The sequence below is a fragment of the Acetobacterium sp. MES1 genome, from assembly GCF_002237635.1.
Taxonomy (GTDB): Bacteria; Bacillota; Clostridia; order Eubacteriales; family Eubacteriaceae; genus Acetobacterium; species Acetobacterium wieringae.
This window is the reverse complement of the sequence record NZ_MJUY01000017.1, coordinates 35,161-52,233: the sequence shown is the minus strand read 5'-3', so window position 1 is coordinate 52,233 and position 17,073 is coordinate 35,161. Positions and strand designations below refer to the sequence as shown.

Here is a 17,073-nt window from a genome sequence, read left to right as displayed (position 1 = left end):
GATTAATTCTTTAACATCTGTAACCATAAATCGATCCTCCTTAAATTGTGATGATTTATGATTATCATGGCGGGTATATTATGTAAAGAAATATATTATAAACATCAGGGATTCAGGCGTTTATGATACGTATCTTTACATAACGGAATACTTAACATAACCCTTGTTATGTTAAGCTTTACATAACAAGGGCAAAATCGAGCGCTTTTTCAAAACCGTCCGCAGCCGTTTCTATCCACTTTTGACCGATAGTGACTTGATGGATCTTGATGTGCTCAACCAACGCTTTGAGGCCTGGCTGGCTCGGGACTATCATCACAAGGTTCATTCGTCCATCAATGAAGCGCCGATGATCTTTTATCTGCGGGGGAGTGACCGGATTAAGCATTTTTCGGATCCCCGGATCATTGATGAAGCCTTTCTAATCCGGGTTACCCGGAAGGTCAAGTCGGATGCCACCATCTCGCTGCACAATGCCCTTTTCGAAGCTTCGCCGATGTTTATTGGTAAAAGCGTCGATATCCGTTATCCCAATGAATGTCCGGATGAGATCTATCTTTATGAAAACAGTGTCCGGATTCTTACCTGCAAAAAAGTCATCATGACGGACAATGCCATTGCCAGACGCAATAACAATCCCATCAGCTACAGCGCGTTAGGTGGTGTGCCTCATGTATAAATCGTTTTTCGGATTCCAGCAGGCGCCCTTTGAGAAGGGTATTGATTCATCGATGCTCTTTCAATCGGAAGCTTACAGGGAAGTTCTGGCCCGTCTGGATTATCTCAAAACCACCAGAGGTTTTGGTCTGATTACCGGTGATCCCGGGGTTGGTAAAACTTCGACCCTGCGGGTCTTTGCCGACAGTTTAAACCCGTCATTATACAAGGTCATGTATTTCCCCATGTCTTCCGGAACAACCATGGATTTTTACCGGGGTCTGGCCTTTTCGCTTGGGGAACAGCCGAAATTCCGCAAAGTGGAGCTGTTCTTTCAGATTCAGAACGCCATTACCGATCTTTATGATAAGCGCCGCATCACGCCGGTCTTTATCCTCGATGAGATGCAGTCGGCGACCGCCCAGTTTCTTCACGATCTGAGCATCATTTTTAACTTTGACATGGATAAACGCAACCCTTTTATTCTGATTCTCACCGGTTTACCAACGCTGGCCAACCGCCTGGGTTTAAATCAGAATCGTTCCCTCGATCAGCGACTGGTGACCCGGTTTCATTTCTCGCCGCTTACACCGGATGAGGTCAGGGACTATATCAGACACCGGTTCAAGCATGCCGGTGTTTCACGGAATCTGATCAACGAGAACGCCTATGAAGCCATTTCGTCATCCACTGGCGGTTATCCGCGACTGGTCGGTAATCTGGTTACCCAGTGTCTGATTCTTGCTTTTCAGAAGCAAACCGACCTCATTGATGAAGAGATTGTTTTTGCCGCTTCTGCGGAAGCTGGGATTTAACGCCTATGGCGTTACTTCCCTTTTTTTCTGGAGAAATGAAGCGTGATTATGTGATTAAAAACTGGCATTATATTTTCAACTCACCATATTTTTCACACTCTTTCGCACATTTCGATCCGTTTTATTGTGATTAAACCAGTCCGAAATAATGCGAAAATTTACACCATAACATAAGATGTTTTTAAATCTTTGAAATACTGCAGGATGGTGTGCCGATTGATCCGCTGAACCATAACATAAGATGTTTTTAAATGCCAATCGTGATACCATCGCGACGGACATCCCCGGGGCTTAACCATAACATAAGATGTTTTTAAATTTGGGAGAACACCCAGCACGTTCCGAGATTGGACGGCTGAACCATAACATAAGATGTTTTTAAATTCGCCAAAGGCCTTGAAAATCCGCTCAGCGATTAAGCTGAACCATAACATAAGATGTTTTTAAATACTCCTGCTGTTCCCTGATTGTTTCCCGCTGGCTTGCTGAACCATAACATAAGATGTTTTTAAATAACTCAGTATTGCCACCCATAATCGGGGCCAGTGTGCTGAACCATAACATAAGATGTTTTTAAATAAAGATGTTATTAAGCCACAGACAGCACCAAAGCATGCTGAACCATAACATAAGATGTTTTTAAATGGTGATAATGCTCCAATAATTCCACAATTGGTATCGCTGAACCGTAACATAAGATGTTTTTTAATATGGGAGGTGGGTCTACTGGTTCTTCGATTGGTGGAGCTGAACCATAACATAAGATGAGAACAGTTGTCAATGCGAACTTTTTCGGCGATGTAGAATTCAGTGATGTAATCCAGCGGGTGGTCAGAAAAGTGTTCCAGGTGAACCATGGTTGATGCTTCCTTAAAGTGCTTAATGATTAATCATTATACCATAGTTGAAAAGCCGGGTTTAGCCGGAATAGTTTGATTAAATCAAGACTGTTTTGACACTTATAATTTGCTAATTAACAATCTATCTCCTGATCTTAGACATGTTGCTTCAAAACAAAGAGCGCTTAATCACCCTGCTCATGCCCCAATCTGATGGGACGGTTCCCAAGTATGCTGTTCCCAGAACAACCAAGACCCAAATCCTCTACATGTCCGAACTGCTGGTGCGACTGATGAAGGAATTCTGTGACAGCCGGAATCTCAAACAGCGGGATGTCGTGGATGCTGCTCTAATTGAATATTTTAAACGCTATGGCTATCAGCGGGAAGTGGACAAACTGCTACAGAAACGTTGATCTAACGATTTCAAACTCCGAATTCCCCCAAAAAGTTGTTCCATATTTCCCGTCAATACCGTCAGTCGTGACAATTTTCTGATGGGATGGACGGGATTGACGGCAATTACGGAGGAAAAAAGATGGGAGTGAGATAATCAAAGGATTGACATGATCAATTCATCAGCAAAGAAGATGCCAGCAGTTTTAATAGCATTTTAAAGGGAAATCAATTATAATGATATCAACATTGAAGAAGGTGAACGAATGAAAAATAGTGAGACAAAAATACAGAATCCCCATGACAAGTTTTTCAAGGAAATATTCTCTAATCCGTTAGTGGCCAGAGATTTCATCGAGAACTACCTACCTGAACCGATTTTAAAATAGTTGATCTAAATGAACTGGAAATTCAGAATGGTAGCCACGTTGATGCAGAACTCAGTGAGTTATTCTCAGACATGTTATTCAGGACAAAAATCAATCAGCGGGACGGTTATCTTTATTTTCTGTTTGAACACAAGAGCTATCCTGACAGAATGGTTGCACTGCAGTTACTGACGTACATGGTTCGAATCTGGAACCAGAAAGTCAACAGAGAAAATGACACCCATATCCCAGTGATCATCCCGCTGGTGATTTACCATGGAAAAACGCAATGGAAGATTGGACCGATGCTTAGCGATCTGATTATGGATTTTGAAATGTTACCGGAAGAAGTCAAACAAATGACACCGGATTATCGCTACCAGCTCTATGACTTATCACAGTTTTCAGATGAAGAAATTAAAGGAAATGCAGAATTGATGATTGCATTGTCCATTTTCAGAGATGTTTTCAAGAAAACTAGTCAGGAATTTCTGGAAACGATTTTTAAGGCAGCCAGAGCCCTGGATGAGTTGGAGGAAATGGAAACTGGACTTCAGTATTTTGAAACCTGCATGCGTTATATTCTAACATCCGGTCTACCGCTGTCAAAGGATCAATTGAATACCGTTATTAAGCAATTAGCCGTAACCTACAAGAAAGGGAGTGAAGTAACCATGACATTAGCTGAAGTTTTAAGAGAAGAAGGTTTTGAAGAAGGTTTTGAAAAAGGAAAAAAAGAAGGAATTGAAGAAGGAAAAAAAGAACTGGCGATTGGTCTTGCAATTAATCGATTGACCAAGAGATTTGGAATAATGCCTTCAGAGTATCGGGAAAAAATCAATACCCTTGATCTGAATTCTCTGGAAATGTTGAATTACGAAATCGATGATTTAAACTCGATCGAAGATGTCAGGAAGTTCTTAGGTATCTGATTTAATGTATGATGACGGAATCAGTGGGCAGATGGAGTGCCACCAATCACTGAACAAATGCTTGATCTCCAAAAAATTTCTCCCGTATTTGCCGTCAGTCCCGTCAGTGCCGACAGTTTTGAATGGTTGCTGACAGGACTGCCACGACTGTCGGGATTTTGGGAAGAAAAAAGCTTAGAGCGATGGCTTTTAAATAGGGCAATCTGCCGTTGTGGCTGAACCATAACATAGGATGTTTTTAAATTGGTTGAAGTCGTAAATTTGCATCGTGACAACTTCATGTCGAACCATAACATAGGCTGTTTTACCTTAACAACACCTCAGTTTGTGTAAGTTTTCCCAACATTTTTTTAAGCAATTGTTCAGCTTAGGAATAATCAAAAAGATGCTGAATGATTTTTACCTCATCCAGCATCTTTTTGCCATTTTATTATTCTATTTATTTAATCAGGGCATACATGCAATAGTCAGTGATCTTACCGTTTTTGAATATCGCTTTCTTACAGATTCCTTCCAGCTGGAAGCCAGCCTTTTCCAGGGCTCTTCGGGAACCAGTATTAACAACGAAAGGACGACCATAAATTCTAAAAATATCAAAATTGGCAAAGCCATTTTCACAGGTTTGCATAATCGCTTTGGTCATAATCCCTTTTCCCCAGAAAGGTTCACCCAACCAATACCCCAATTCGGCCGTCTTGCAGCTGACATCATCCTGCAGCAGCAATCCTACCGAACCAATCGGTTCATTGTCAATGACAATGGCTTTAATTGACTGTTTGGTCTGATCCCGGTGCATACACTGGTCAATAAACATATGGGCATCATCCAACGTGTAGGGTGATGGAAACGAGTTTCGCAAGAAGCAGGCAACCTTGGGGTTATTGGCATAACGAACCAAATTTTCCGCATCATCCAGTTTCCAATCTCTTAATTCAAATTTCATCTTTCTTCCTCCTGTTTAGAATTAGTCATGCTATGTCAAACCAATGCCCTGTTAAAAAGAGCTTTTGTCTGGCAAAAACATGCGATCTGACATTTTTTGACAGATCAGTTTACCCTTTGTAAAACTGATCACTCATTCTTTAATCGGCATTACAATTTTAGTGAGCCATTCACTTTCCGGAAACGCGGGATCATTATAATAATATTCGTAGGCAATTCCTTCCGGTTGACAGTGATTGGTCTCAAACCATTGTGCCATCTCCCCATAAACCGGTTCCATTTCAGCGTAAGGCCCCCGATACATACAAAAGATGATTTTTCCTTCCGGAATCAGACCCGGTTTGACATCGCCCTGTCCGGGAAATGATTTGGCTACCGGAAATCCGATTTCTACATCAAGATGTTGCATATCCATGTTATGATAGGCAACAAATGGTATATCGGTCATCAATTCCCCGATCTCGTTGAGATAGGCGACAATCTTTCCGTAGCTCTCACCGATTAACTGCGGCAATTCTTCGACCCTGGTAATCGTTCGAATAACCAGTGTGGGCTGTTCCCGCTGTTTTATCGTTTCAATATTTGACATTTTTGGCATGTCTGACCCTCCTTAAAATTTTTTTGCCTACTTAAATTGCGCTTTTTAAATATTTCTACCCTCTTTTTTCCTAAATATTGAAATAATTTTTATTTAAAAAAAGACCCCTACGCTTTAAATTTCTTTCGTTAAGAAACTTAAAGAGCAGAGGTGTTTTATCGCTTATGACCATTTTTTTCGTGGTAACTAAAATCAACTTAACTGTCTTACAGGCTGGGCAAGGTTCCCGAAATCACGGCTGGCTCCAGTGCATTGATAACGGCCTGCATAATTCCCGTTGAAGTATAAGTTGCCCCGGAAACGGTATCAACCAGCGGAGTCTGGGCGGCAATGATGGCGGCCGGTACCGCATCAATGGCCTTGCCATAATATTTGACATTGTTTTCATTGTGAGAAACCACCGAAACAGCAGTAATCACATTTTCGGCCACCGACACACTAACGGTCAGCTCCGGTCCGTAACCTTCGGCTACCCCGGTATAGGTGCCATCCTGCAAATCGACGCTGCCCAAAAATAGATTGGCTTTGGTCACCACTGTATCGGTCACCGAGGCATCCGGTGTCGTTACCGGGGTGCTTTCCGTTGTCGATGCACTGGAATTTTCTGCTGTTACGGAATTGCTCTGATCAGCGGCTGTCGCCGAAACCGTTTTTGTTCCATATAATTTTTCCACTGAAGCCTCCACTTCCTTTAACGAACTGTTAAAAAAAGCTTCTGGGCCCATGATTCCGCCAACCTCCCAAAGATGAACCCCCAGAAAAACAATCAGTACCACGGTTAACCAGCGGTGTGGTTTAATCCAGGCACACTTACCCCGCAGCATTTTTCTGAGAAAATAGGTTAGTCCCAACAGAACTCCCATCATCATACAGAGGGTTCCAAAGTTAAATGACAGAATTGCTCCCGAGGAAAAGAACCCATGAACACAGGCGGTGATCACAAAAGCGATTCCCATGGTTTTATGTGAATTTCTCAAATTTCGATTGATTTTTGCGATGAATTCATTTTTTCTGGTGCCCTTATTGACAATTCGCAATAAGTAGATGATGGCCAACAAAGCGGCAAAAATGACGCTTAGCCAGGCCGTTAATACATTAATGATAACAGTCATCTCAATTCCTCCTTTTTTATTTATCATAGCAGGCGATTATGACATCTTTGTGTCAATTTCATTAATATATCATGCTTTTGTGATGTTTCTGTGATCATCACACCCTTTTAATTATTCCTTAAGTCATTTCTGCCAAAATCGCATCGGCGTTTTTGACAAAAAAATAAGATCTACTGCATAGCAGTAGATCTCGGTACCTAATAAAACATCGGCACTACCCCAAAAAACAACATCCCCAAGGCCGCAGAGATCAGAATCAGTTTGATCGGATGGAGTTTGTAGCGGAAATAGACAAAGACACCAATACTAAAAATAATAATTTCCAGATATTGGAGACTGGCAAAGAAATCGCTGACCGAGTGAATTTTGGCCTCATGACCAATAAACCCACTGGACATCAACAGCAATACTGCCGAGGCAATCAACCCGATTACCACCGGTCGCATTCCATAAAGAGCGCCCTGCACCCATTTGTTCTGCTGAAAGTTGGTAAACGCTTTGGCAATAAGCAAAATAATGATAAATGAAGGCAACACCACCGCTGTGGTGGTGGTCAGTGCTCCCGGAAGCCCCCCCATCTCCATGCCCACAAAGGTGGCAATATTTACCGCAAAGGGCCCCGGGGTCGATTCCGCCACGGCAATAAAATCAGTCAGCTCCAATAGCGTCAGCCATCCGTGAGCCACCACTTCCTGCTGAATCAGCGGAATCATCGCATATCCGCCGCCGATGGTAAACAAGCCGATTTTGAAAAAGGTGATAAATAAATCGAGATACATCATTTTTTCACCTCGTCACGTTTATCATCCGCTTGTTTTCGGTTTAACCAGACCTGATATAAAAGGCCCGATACAGCACCACCCAGTAACAGGTAAATGACATTGATGTCAGTAAAGGAAGCTAGACAAAAGGCCAGCATCAAGATCAACACCGTCAGGGGTGTGTACTCCCCCTTTTTGCCCATTTTAACCACCGCCCCCAGGATTAACACAATAACCCCGGCCCGAATCCCTTTAAAGGCATACCCTACCCATTCCAGGCTTTGAAACGCCTGGAAGAACAGAGCAATTACACTGATAATTGTAAAGGACGGAATCACCACCCCCAGGGTTGCCAACAAAGAACCCCAAAAACCAGCCACTTTGTAACCAACAAAGGTTGCCGTATTGATGGCAATGACTCCGGGGGTGGCTTCGGCGATGGCAAAAATATCCAGAATATCCTCGCTTTTTATCCACCGATGCCGTTCGACTGTTTCGTATTCGATCAGTGGGATCATCGCATAACCGCCACCAAAGGTGAACAGACCGATTTTAAAAAAGGTAATGAACAGGGTTTGCAGTTTTTCCTTTTGATTTGTTGATATTCCCATTAATTCGCTCCTATAATGTGATCCATTCCAGACACTCCTGAAAAGCACCTGTATCCGTGACAGCCCAGATAACATAACCTTCCAGCTCCGGATAATTTTTAATCACCACGGATATTCTATCCCCTTCAGAGATGCTAGCCGTTGCGGCGGTTATTGCCGCTTCCCGGTGACAATCGATCGCAAAAGTATGCAGCGGTAAATTGAAGCCCTTTCCGGTGTATTTCATATACGCTTCTTTTAGCGCCCAGAGATCATAAAAACCCTGCTGCTGTTCTTCCTGCGGCAAGGTCAGGAGCCAGTCTACCTCACTCGGGGCAAAAAAACGTTTAGCCAGCCTTAGTTTCGGTTGAGCCATTTTTTGAATGTCCACCCCGACTGGTCGGGAACCCAGACCGCAGACCACATAATCGCCGGAATGGGAAAGGTTAAAGCAGATCTGTGGATAATCAACCAGCCATGGTTTACCAGATGCTCCGGCCTCGAGCACCAGTGGGCCATCGATACCATAACTCTGGGCTACCGCCTTTTGCAATAATATTTCAGCACCCACCGATAGCGCCTTGGCTGCCGGGGTTTTTAACCGCCGGGCTTTTTTCTGCCGTTCTGTTGATACCGCCCTCAGGGCTGCTGCTAAACGGTGGGGTTTAGATAAGCTGCGGACATCGGCGATAAAAATCCGGTTTTTTTGGTTTTCCATTTCTTCTCCCTTGCTGACCTGATTCTTTCGTTGGGCAATCCCGCTTACCACAGGTCAATCTTCATCAGACGAGTCGGGATCATTTCTATGTATCGATATTTAGATTATACTAAAAAAGATAAGAGCGGGCAAACAATGCTGATTGTTTGCCCGCTCTTTAGTCTCTGGTTACATCGATGAGTGTTTGAATTTCCTGGCGTTTTTTTTCATACTGGTCACCTCTAAGGGCTGAACAGCCGCCAATGTTCTTTTTACCCTGCAGCAGTTTTTCAGCAAAAGCCATACAGTTATTTTCACCACAATTTTTACAGTTGGTATGCGGCAAATACTCATAAATATCAAAAGCGCTGATTTTCTGATCCGTCATCTTGTTCTCCTGATTATTACTTTGTGCAACGGGTCTTTCCAGCTGCACAGATATAACAAAACCTGCTTTTTAAGGTATCTTAAAAAGCAGGTTAGCTTTCATTTGGCAGAGGTAGCAGGATTCGAACCTGCGAGTGATGGAGTCAGAGTCCATTGCCTTACCGCTTGGCGATACCCCTTTATTCATTTTCTGTCCCGAAGGTACGCTAAACATTTTATCTGAATTTACATTGATTGTCAAGGAAAATGAATAATTGATTTGCTTTTTTTATTTATTTCGTCTTTTCGCTGATACCAAACACTCTTTTGGCATTACAGGTGGTAATTTCGGCCACCTCTTCCACCGCCATCCCCCGGATCCGGGCAATTTCGGCCGCCACCAAACCCACATAGGCTGGCTCATTCCGTTTGCCGCGATGGGGGGTGGGTGTCAGATAGGGACTGTCGGTTTCGATCAGTAACCGCTCCAAGGGCATCATGGCGACGACTTCCGGCAGTTTCCGGGCGTTGCTGAAGGTCAGTGGCCCGGAAATCGATAGATGAAAGCCCATCTCCAGAAAGACCTTGGCCATTTCCACCGAGCCACTGTAGCTGTGCATGATGCCACCGTACTCCGGCGCAAAATATTCCTTTAAGATCCTAATCATATCCTCCATCGATTCCCGGTTATGAATCACAATCGGCAGCGCCACCGCTTTGGCGATGATCAGCTGGCGGATAAAGACCTCCTGCTGGACATCCCGGGGGGAATAGTCATAGTGGTAGTCCAGACCAATTTCGCCAATCGCCACCACCTTTTCTTTTTTTGCCCATTCCCTTAACAGGGCATCGTGTTTGTGAGCGTCGTAATCCTTGGCATCATGTGGATGAATCCCCACAGTGGCATAAACCATCGGGTATTTTTCACTCATGGCCACGGCCCGGAAGCTGGAGGCTTCATCCGCACCGGGATTAATGATCAACTCCACTCCGGCAGCCCGGGCGTTTTCCAGCACCGCTTCCCGGTCCTCGTTAAATTTCTGATCGTCAATATGAGCATGGCTGTCAATTAGCATTTGTGTATCTCCTTTGCTTTTTCCATTAAAACTTTTTTTTCGTTTTGATAAACTTCATCGATGACACCGGCCAGCAACTGTTTCAGAATCCGGCCGATTTCAGCCCCGTTGGTGATCCCCAGGCCAATCAGATCATGACCATTAACAGCCAGATCTTTTAGTGAAAAGCAGGCCGCTTCGGCAATCACCTGATCCAGCAGCACTTCCAGTCTTTGCAGCGATGCCAACCGATCACGATACTCTGGCGCCTGGGCCAGGTTATCACCCCGCTTAATTGCAATCAGATCCCGAAACAGGGGCTCCGACAAGCGGTTCAGCCACCGCTTGACACTCTTTTTATCAGACTCAATCAGGGTATCGTGGTATTTTATCAGCAGACAGACCGAATCAATAATACTTTTACGGATCCGCAGAGCAGTTAATCGTTCCCGGGCCATCGCTTCCGATACCTTGCTATGACCTTTAAAATGACCAACACCAGCTTCATCCCGGGTAAAGGTTGCGGGTTTTCCCAGATCGTGAAACAACATCGCCCAGCGCAACCGGGGCACCGGCGCCAGCGTTTCCATGGCCACCGCCGTATGGGTCAGGACATCATAGCAGTGGTGGGGATTCATCTGATCAAAGTTTTTAGCTGGCAACAGCTCCGGGATCACCACCCCCAGTACGGTGGTTTCGGCCAGGATGATCGCTTTGGCATTTTTTCCACAGATCAGTTTATCCAGTTCAGCGGCAATCCGCTCCGCCGAAATATAACAAAGTTGTCCACAATTCTGCCGGATTGCTATGCCGGTTTCCGTTTCCAGGGTAAAGCCCAGAACTGCGGCAAAACGCAGGCCCCGCAGAATCCGCAGGGCGTCTTCGGCCATTCTCTTGTGCGGATCGCCAACACAGCGGATCATTTTATTCTTAATATCCTGACTGCCCGCAAACAGATCGATCAAACCTTTTTTAGGATGATAGGCCATCGCATTGATGGTAAAATCCCGCCGGGCCAGGTCATCGGCCAGATTTCGGGTAAATGCTACCGTATCCGGACGGCGATTATCCGAATAATCACCTTCAGTCCGATGGGTGGTTATTTCAATCGCCATCCCTTCAATCATGACGGTTACGGTACCGTGGCGGATGCCGGTTTCAACGACCCGATGGTCAGAAAAACAGGCGATAATTTCATCTGGGGTGGCGTCGGTGGTCATATCAAAGTCCGTCGGCGGGGTGCCCAGCAGAAAATCCCGGACACAGCCGCCCACCAGATATCCACAGAATCCACAGCTTTCCAGTTGTTTAAAGGCCTTTTCTACCGCAACCGGGAGATTAAGCTTCATTACTTCCCAGGCCGATCTCATCGGCCACGGCCCGCATACCCAGAATCGTTTCCTGCATCAGCTCGTCCAGCGAATAACCGGCCATTTCGGCGCCTTTGGTAACCACCTCACGATTAACCCCGGCGGCAAAACTGGCAGTTTTAAATTTCTTTTTCACCGATTTCAGTTCCAGATCATTAACGCTTTTGGATGGCCGCATATAGGCACAGGCAGTAATCAGTCCGGCCAGCTCATCGGTTGCATAGAGAATTTTTTCCATCTGGTGGGTGGGCTCAACGTCAGCGCAAAGACCAAAGCCATGGCTGACCACACTATTGATAAAAGCGCGCTCGTAATCGTTGGCTTCCAGAATTTCGACCACCTTAACACAGTGCTGATCGGGGTACTTTTCATAATCCAGATCATGCAGCAGTCCAACAATGCCCCAGTAGTCCGGATCTTCCCCTTCCAGCCGGGCAAAATGTTCCATCACCCCTGAAACTGCCAGGCCATGATTAACCAGTGATTCACTTTCATTGTATTCTTTTAATAATGCCAGTGCTTTTTCACGATCCAATTGTGTACTCATTTTATCACCTCATGCTTCTTAAAATTAATTGGCCGCTTGCCATTTTGCAATGCCAAAACAACCATTGCCTTGGTTTTACTATTTACTTCGCTTATTAAAGGTATTTTAACACAGTTTTCGTCCAATCGACAAAAGCTGGCACAAATTATTAGGCTTTTTTCATCAGCAAAAAGCCCTGCCACGAATTTTTCTCTCCATGGCAAGGCTGGTGTTTAATTTTGTTAATTAATCATTCAAACTCTACAACTTCTCAACACTGCCCCCAGGCTTGTTGAAATAACCCATCGATCCGGGCCGTCAGAGTTTCCGGGCCAACCCCGTAACATCGTTTATCGAGCTGCTTCACCGGCATGATTTCCATCAGCGAATTGGTGATAAAAACTTCATCCGCTGCCAGCAAGCAATCCCTGCTGTAATACCCTTCGGCAATCGGGATCTGGTTGGTATTTAGCAACTCGATCACCCGGTTTCTGACAATCCCGGCCAGCAGTCCGCAATCTCTTGCCGGGGTGTAGACGGTTCCGTTTTTAATTAAAAAGATATTGGTCATACAGCCCTCAGCCAGATAGCCCTGGGTGTTATAAAAAACCGCTTCGCTAAAGCCCAGGGCTTTGGCTTCATTTAAAATCAGCAGATTCTCCAGATAATTGTTGGACTTAATGCTCACCAGCCGGGATTTTTCATTGCGGATGGTATCAGCGGTGCAAATTTTTACACCCTGCTCAAACATCCGACGGTCATAATGGTTTTCCCGGGCCGTGATCAGCAGGTTATCCGCTTTTACGCCCTTACTGAGAGTAACCCTTAGGCCACCCCGAATCATCGCATTTTTGTCAATAATCTGCTGACACTCGCTTCGGATCTGATCAGGATTAATGGTCAACTTCAGGCCCAACACCAGGGCACTCTGTTTGAACCGTTCCATGTGATCCTCAAAGAAAACCAGCCTGCCCTGGGCTACGTTGATGGTTTCAAACACCCCATAGCCATAAAGAAAGCCCTGATCCAGCGGCATCTGCGGTTTTTTTGAAATTTCCCCGTTATAACTGACGTAGTCCATTTTAATACCGTTTCAATGCATCCATCAGGGCACGACCCTTATCGAAGGTTTCCTGATACTCGGACTCGTTGTCGGAATCCCAGACGATTCCGCCGCCGACCTGAAAATAGCCTTTGCCATCCTTACAGACAATCGTGCGGATGACGATGTTCAGATCCAGATCACCGTTAAAACCAATATAGCCAATCGAACCGGTATAAATGTTTCGCTGGGTCGGCTCCAATTCATCAATAATCTCCATCGCCCGAATCTTTGGTGCCCCGGTAATTGAACCACCAGGGAAGGTCGCCTTGACACAGTCAATGGCATCCAATTCGTCCTTCAGTTCGGCCGTCACTGTGGAGACCAGGTGAAAAACGGTCTGATATTCTTCCAGCTTAAACAATTCCGGTACCTTGACGGTGCCGGTTTTGGCAATTTTACCGAGATCATTCCGTTCCAGATCGACAATCATCAATAGCTCGGCTTTGTCCTTTTCACTGTTGACCAGGGTCTCACGATTGGCCGCATCTTCTTCCGGGGTTTTGCCCCGGGGCATGGTGCCCTTGATCGGTCGGGTTTCAATGTTTTTTCCCTGAACCAGAATAAAACGCTCCGGCGAACTGGAGACAATCTGACCGACCCCAAAATCAATATAGCTGGCAAAGGGAGCCGGGTTGATTTTTCTAAGTTCACTGTATAATTCCAATGGGCTTAACTGTAAATCAGCATTAAAGCGCTGAGTCAGATTGGTCTGGTAAATATCTCCAGCTAAAATATATTCATGCACCGCATCCAGGGCTTTTAGATATTCCGGTTTGGTAAAATTACCCCGGAATTCCAGATTTTCATTGATTTTAAAGTCCGAACGAATGGCGACCTTGGGATCACCGGCAAATCGAGCGGCTAAGCGGCTGACAATATCGGCTTCGTTTTCTTCAATCCCCAGAGCCGCCGCATAGGTTTTTTCTTCTTTATGATCGATAATCACAATGCCATCGTAAAAGCCCATAAAACAATCCGGGACATTAACATCATCCACTGCCGTCCGGGGGAAGGCTTCCAGATGATGACAAAGATCATAGCCAAAATACCCGCCCGCCCCGCCAATAAACGGAAACGGCGATGAATAATCCATTTTATACTGTTTTAATAGTTTTTGCAGTTCATCAAAAGGATCGCCAGTAACCGTTTTCGTCTCCGTCTTGGTTTTAATGGTGATGTCATTATCCTTGCTGGTAAAGACCAGCAGCGGATCCCCGCCGATAAATGAATAACGTCCCAAGCTGTCCGGGTCTCTCCCGCTGTCGAGGAAGAAACTGTAGGGCTCATCCTTAAATAAAAGATAGCTTTCAAAACTTGTTAGGTCGGTTTTTATTTCTTGTATTAGCATCGCACACCATTTTCTTTTGTCGCTTGAAAAAAGTTATCCAGTAATTCCATGCCCATTTCGGTGAGAATCGCTTCAGGATGAAACTGCACCCCTTCGATATGATAATCCTTATGGCGCATCCCCATAATCTCATTTTGATCGGTTCTGGCGGTAATCTCAAAAAAATCGGGAATATCCCGGTTTTCCACCACCAGAGAATGGTAGCGCGTCACCTTCAGGGGATTATTAAGACCGTCAAAGACTCCGACATTGTCATGGGCAATGGCATGAACCTTGCCATGCACTGGCTCCAGCGCTTTGGTAATCGTACAGCCAAAGGCCTGACCAATGATCTGATGTCCCAGACAAATTCCCAGAATCGGGATTTGTCCCTTAAAACGGTGAACCACATCCAGACAGATGCCGGATTCGTTGGGCGTACATGGCCCCGGTGATAAAACAATCATCGACGGTGCCATCGCAGCAATCTCGTCGAGAGTGATCTTATCATTTCTTTTTACGATCACCGTTTCATTGAGTCCCTCCAGATACTGGACTAAATTATAGGTGAAAGAATCATAGTTGTCGATCATTAGAATCAATTTTTATACCTCATAGTATTAATCATTTTGAGCTGTATTGTATCATACTCCAAGGGTTTTAGACAATGAATTATAGCTGGAATATTTGGCGATAATTTTCGGTTGGTCCGGTTTTTTCGGGTTTGATTTACACCAGAATTTACCCCCAATCCTGGAATTCTTCATTCCCGCTTTGCTTTTTTGCTTGTATTGATTATTAGTCCCGGTCAATTTTAATTTGACAAGCCAATCCCGGATATGCTATTATGCTTCCATGTAAATAAAGCTTTTTTGGTGCCTTGTAAAAGGAGAATAGGGAAACAGGTTAAAATCCTGTAGGGACCCACCACTGTATCGTTGGAGCACTTGTCATCACCACCTCACGGGAAGGGACAAGATGCGATGAAACGGACTCAGGAGACCTGCCAAAAATGATTCCATTTGGACGACGGTAAAGTTCACATCTGTATTGGATGTGGGCTTTTTTGTTTGGCACCGGAATCGGTTCGTCTTTTCTTTGGCCATCAAATGCTTTATAATAAAAATCAAGGAGTTCGTTATGAAAATCAACACCCGACAATTAGTTTTTATGGCACTTTTAATTGCCCTTTCTTTTGTAGGCGCCCAGTTAAAAGTTTTTGGCACCATTGCCTTTGATTCACTACCGGCTTTTTTAGGCACCCTGCTGATGGGCCCTGTGGCGGGCGCAATTATTGCGATTATTGGTCATCTTTTAACCGCCCTTACCTCGGGATTCCCGATGACCCTACCGGTTCACCTGGCCATTGGCCTGGGAATGGGGTTAATCATGGTAGCCACCTGGTATACTTATGTTTTTGTTAAAAAGGCCAGTAGCGAAATTGTCGCTCTGATTGTCAGCGTTATCGTTGCCGCCGTCTGTAACGGCCCGATCCTTTTGTTACTGTGTTCGCCGCTACTGATTCCAATGTTAACCTGGCCTGGAGTTATCGCAATGATGTTTCCCCTGGCGCTGGTCGGCGGCATCAACGCTCTGATTGCCGCTCTGATCTTTAAAGCCTTACCACTGTCAGTTAAAAATCAGGTCGCTTCGGTAACCTCAACCCAGGTTTAACTGGCTAGTGTTTACCCTACTGCCGCTATTACCAAATGACTCACCAAGCCCAGGACACTTTCACTATTAGCAAACCAATCCCCCAAAGGAGGATCTGATGAAAACTTATCAATATCGTGACCTGTCGGTCCTTGAGCTTCCCGATACCCTCCTGGTCACGGCCTGTGACAGCAGTGGTGGTGTCGGAGAGAAGCCCGGGGACGAATTGTGTGTTCCTACAAAATATATTTCGATTTTTGCCGCCCGGGTCTGTCTTTTTGAGCTGCTATCCTGCGGCACCGAGATTATCAGTCTTTCCAACACCATCGTCGGTGAAATGGAGCCCACTGGCGCTGCCCTGATCCAGGGAATTAAGGAAGAACTGGCGCGGGCTGGCATCGGGGAACTACCCATTAACGGTTCAACTGAAGAAAATTTCAAAACCTGTATGACCGGCTTTGGCATTTTTGTTGTGGGCATCGCCAAGCGATTACGAATCACCCCCTCTGCACCCGGGGATTTAGTGATCTGCATTGGCAAACCCAAATTCGGGGCCGCTCTTGTTCTCGAAGGTGATCCGGAAATCGCCGATTATCAGGATCTTAAAACCTTAACCGAAAATCCCGCTGTTAATGAGATTGTCCCCTGCGGCTCCAAGGGAATTTTATACGAAGCCACCAATCTTGCCGCCATTCATCAGTACCAATTTGAAGCGATGCCCAATAATCTGAATGTAGTGGATTCTGCCGGTCCGGCCACCACCGTAATTGCCAGTATCAAACCTTTTGCCTTACCCGAACTGGCGGCGGTCTTCAACGCAAAACTGACGGTAATCGGTCATCTTAAATAATTTTTTTTACTAAAAAAAGACCACCTGGTATTCGGGTGGTCTCTTTTTTAAGGGGAGGGGTAATTATATTTTAGTTTGTCCAGACGTCACAAAAATCCAGAATAAACGTAAAAC

General features: G+C 45.1%; 18 protein-coding genes, 1 tRNA gene, 2 pseudogenes, 1 CRISPR repeat array and 1 riboswitch. Of the genes and pseudogenes, 7 read left to right on the top strand and 14 right to left on the bottom strand.

Annotation, left to right across the window (positions count from 1 at the left end; translation table 11 throughout):
* Positions 1-184 precede the first annotated feature (184 nt).
* The 5 genes and pseudogenes from BI182_RS07160 to BI182_RS07140 all read left to right on the top strand — a co-directional run.
* Positions 185-679 (top strand): annotated as a pseudogene (locus tag BI182_RS07160) (Mu transposase C-terminal domain-containing protein); the annotation flags it as partial.
* A complete protein-coding gene (locus BI182_RS07155; RefSeq protein ID WP_286806538.1) occupies positions 672-1,472 on the top strand; it encodes an ExeA family protein in 801 nt (266 codons plus the stop codon). The pseudogene BI182_RS07160 and the gene BI182_RS07155, both read left to right, overlap by 8 nt.
* A 162-nt stretch (positions 1,473-1,634) precedes the next feature.
* Positions 1,635-2,182: direct repeats of the CRISPR family, unit length 25 nt; unit sequence ACCATAACATAAGATGTTTTTAAAT.
* A gap of 290 nt (positions 2,183-2,472) precedes the next feature.
* Positions 2,473-2,727, top strand: a complete 255-nt coding sequence (locus BI182_RS07150; protein ID WP_286806537.1) for a hypothetical protein — start codon at positions 2,473-2,475, stop codon at positions 2,725-2,727.
* A 246-nt stretch (positions 2,728-2,973) separates the two neighbouring features.
* A pseudogene (locus BI182_RS07145) lies at positions 2,974-3,809 on the top strand (Rpn family recombination-promoting nuclease/putative transposase); the annotation flags it as partial.
* Positions 3,810-3,866: 57 nt separating this feature from the next.
* Positions 3,867-4,007, top strand: coding sequence for a DUF4351 domain-containing protein (locus tag BI182_RS07140; protein WP_286806543.1), 141 nt, complete (start codon positions 3,867-3,869; stop codon positions 4,005-4,007).
* Positions 4,008-4,446: 439 nt separating this feature from the next.
* On the opposite strand, the gene BI182_RS07135 is transcribed toward BI182_RS07140, so the two are convergent.
* From BI182_RS07135 to BI182_RS07070, 14 genes are all read right to left on the bottom strand, one after another.
* Entirely contained in the window at positions 4,447-4,950 is a 504-nt protein-coding gene (locus BI182_RS07135) for a GNAT family N-acetyltransferase (protein WP_286806535.1), read from the bottom strand.
* A 132-nt stretch (positions 4,951-5,082) separates the two neighbouring features.
* Positions 5,083-5,547 carry a GyrI-like domain-containing protein gene (locus BI182_RS07130; protein WP_286806532.1) on the bottom strand — a complete coding sequence of 155 codons (465 nt, stop codon included), beginning with the start codon at positions 5,545-5,547 and terminating at the stop codon, positions 5,083-5,085.
* A gap of 206 nt (positions 5,548-5,753) precedes the next feature.
* The gene (locus BI182_RS07125; RefSeq protein ID WP_286806530.1) at positions 5,754-6,659 is read right to left on the bottom strand and encodes an FMN-binding protein; all 906 of its coding nucleotides are present in this window, start codon (positions 6,657-6,659) and stop codon (positions 5,754-5,756) included.
* 197 nt (positions 6,660-6,856) lie between these two features.
* Positions 6,857-7,441, bottom strand: coding sequence for a chromate transporter (locus tag BI182_RS07120; RefSeq protein WP_070370997.1), 585 nt, complete (start codon positions 7,439-7,441; stop codon positions 6,857-6,859).
* The gene (locus BI182_RS07115) at positions 7,438-8,031 is read right to left on the bottom strand and encodes a chromate transporter (protein ID WP_286806528.1); all 594 of its coding nucleotides are present in this window, start codon (positions 8,029-8,031) and stop codon (positions 7,438-7,440) included. Before BI182_RS07115 ends, BI182_RS07120 begins: the two co-directional genes overlap by 4 nt.
* A 10-nt stretch (positions 8,032-8,041) precedes the next feature.
* Positions 8,042-8,728, bottom strand: coding sequence for a 4'-phosphopantetheinyl transferase family protein (locus BI182_RS07110; protein ID WP_286806526.1), 687 nt, complete (start codon positions 8,726-8,728; stop codon positions 8,042-8,044).
* A 157-nt stretch (positions 8,729-8,885) separates the two neighbouring features.
* A complete protein-coding gene (locus tag BI182_RS07105) occupies positions 8,886-9,095 on the bottom strand; it encodes a (Fe-S)-binding protein (protein WP_286806524.1) in 210 nt (69 codons plus the stop codon).
* Positions 9,096-9,198: 103 nt separating this feature from the next.
* Positions 9,199-9,273, bottom strand: a tRNA-Gln gene (locus tag BI182_RS07100).
* A 93-nt stretch (positions 9,274-9,366) separates the two neighbouring features.
* The gene (locus BI182_RS07095) at positions 9,367-10,149 is read right to left on the bottom strand and encodes a TatD family hydrolase (protein WP_070370993.1); all 783 of its coding nucleotides are present in this window, start codon (positions 10,147-10,149) and stop codon (positions 9,367-9,369) included.
* A complete protein-coding gene (locus tag BI182_RS07090) occupies positions 10,143-11,477 on the bottom strand; it encodes a CCA tRNA nucleotidyltransferase (RefSeq protein ID WP_286806522.1) in 1,335 nt (444 codons plus the stop codon). Before BI182_RS07090 ends, BI182_RS07095 begins: the two co-directional genes overlap by 7 nt.
* Complete coding sequence (locus BI182_RS07085) at positions 11,467-12,045, bottom strand: HDIG domain-containing metalloprotein (protein ID WP_228880288.1); 579 nt, start codon at positions 12,043-12,045, stop codon at positions 11,467-11,469. Before BI182_RS07085 ends, BI182_RS07090 begins: the two co-directional genes overlap by 11 nt.
* A gap of 250 nt (positions 12,046-12,295) precedes the next feature.
* Entirely contained in the window at positions 12,296-13,105 is an 810-nt protein-coding gene (locus BI182_RS07080) for an aminotransferase class IV (RefSeq protein WP_286806519.1), read from the bottom strand.
* 1 nt (position 13,106) lies between these two features.
* The gene (gene pabB / locus BI182_RS07075) at positions 13,107-14,477 is read right to left on the bottom strand and encodes an aminodeoxychorismate synthase component I (RefSeq protein WP_286806517.1); all 1,371 of its coding nucleotides are present in this window, start codon (positions 14,475-14,477) and stop codon (positions 13,107-13,109) included.
* Positions 14,471-15,058 (bottom strand): anthranilate synthase component II, encoded by a 588-nt coding sequence (locus tag BI182_RS07070; RefSeq protein ID WP_070370987.1) that lies wholly within the window; start codon positions 15,056-15,058, stop codon positions 14,471-14,473. The genes pabB and BI182_RS07070 overlap by 7 nt, the downstream gene beginning before the upstream one ends.
* A 254-nt stretch (positions 15,059-15,312) precedes the next feature.
* Positions 15,313-15,481, top strand: a riboswitch (cobalamin riboswitch).
* 115 nt (positions 15,482-15,596) lie between these two features.
* On the opposite strand from BI182_RS07070, the gene BI182_RS07065 reads away from it, so the two are divergent.
* Both BI182_RS07065 and BI182_RS07060 read left to right on the top strand, forming a co-directional pair.
* Positions 15,597-16,130 (top strand): ECF transporter S component, encoded by a 534-nt coding sequence (locus BI182_RS07065; RefSeq protein WP_084633582.1) that lies wholly within the window; start codon positions 15,597-15,599, stop codon positions 16,128-16,130.
* Positions 16,131-16,227: 97 nt separating this feature from the next.
* Positions 16,228-16,959, top strand: coding sequence for a hypothetical protein (locus BI182_RS07060; protein WP_070370986.1), 732 nt, complete (start codon positions 16,228-16,230; stop codon positions 16,957-16,959).
* Positions 16,960-17,073: the final 114 nt, after the last annotated feature.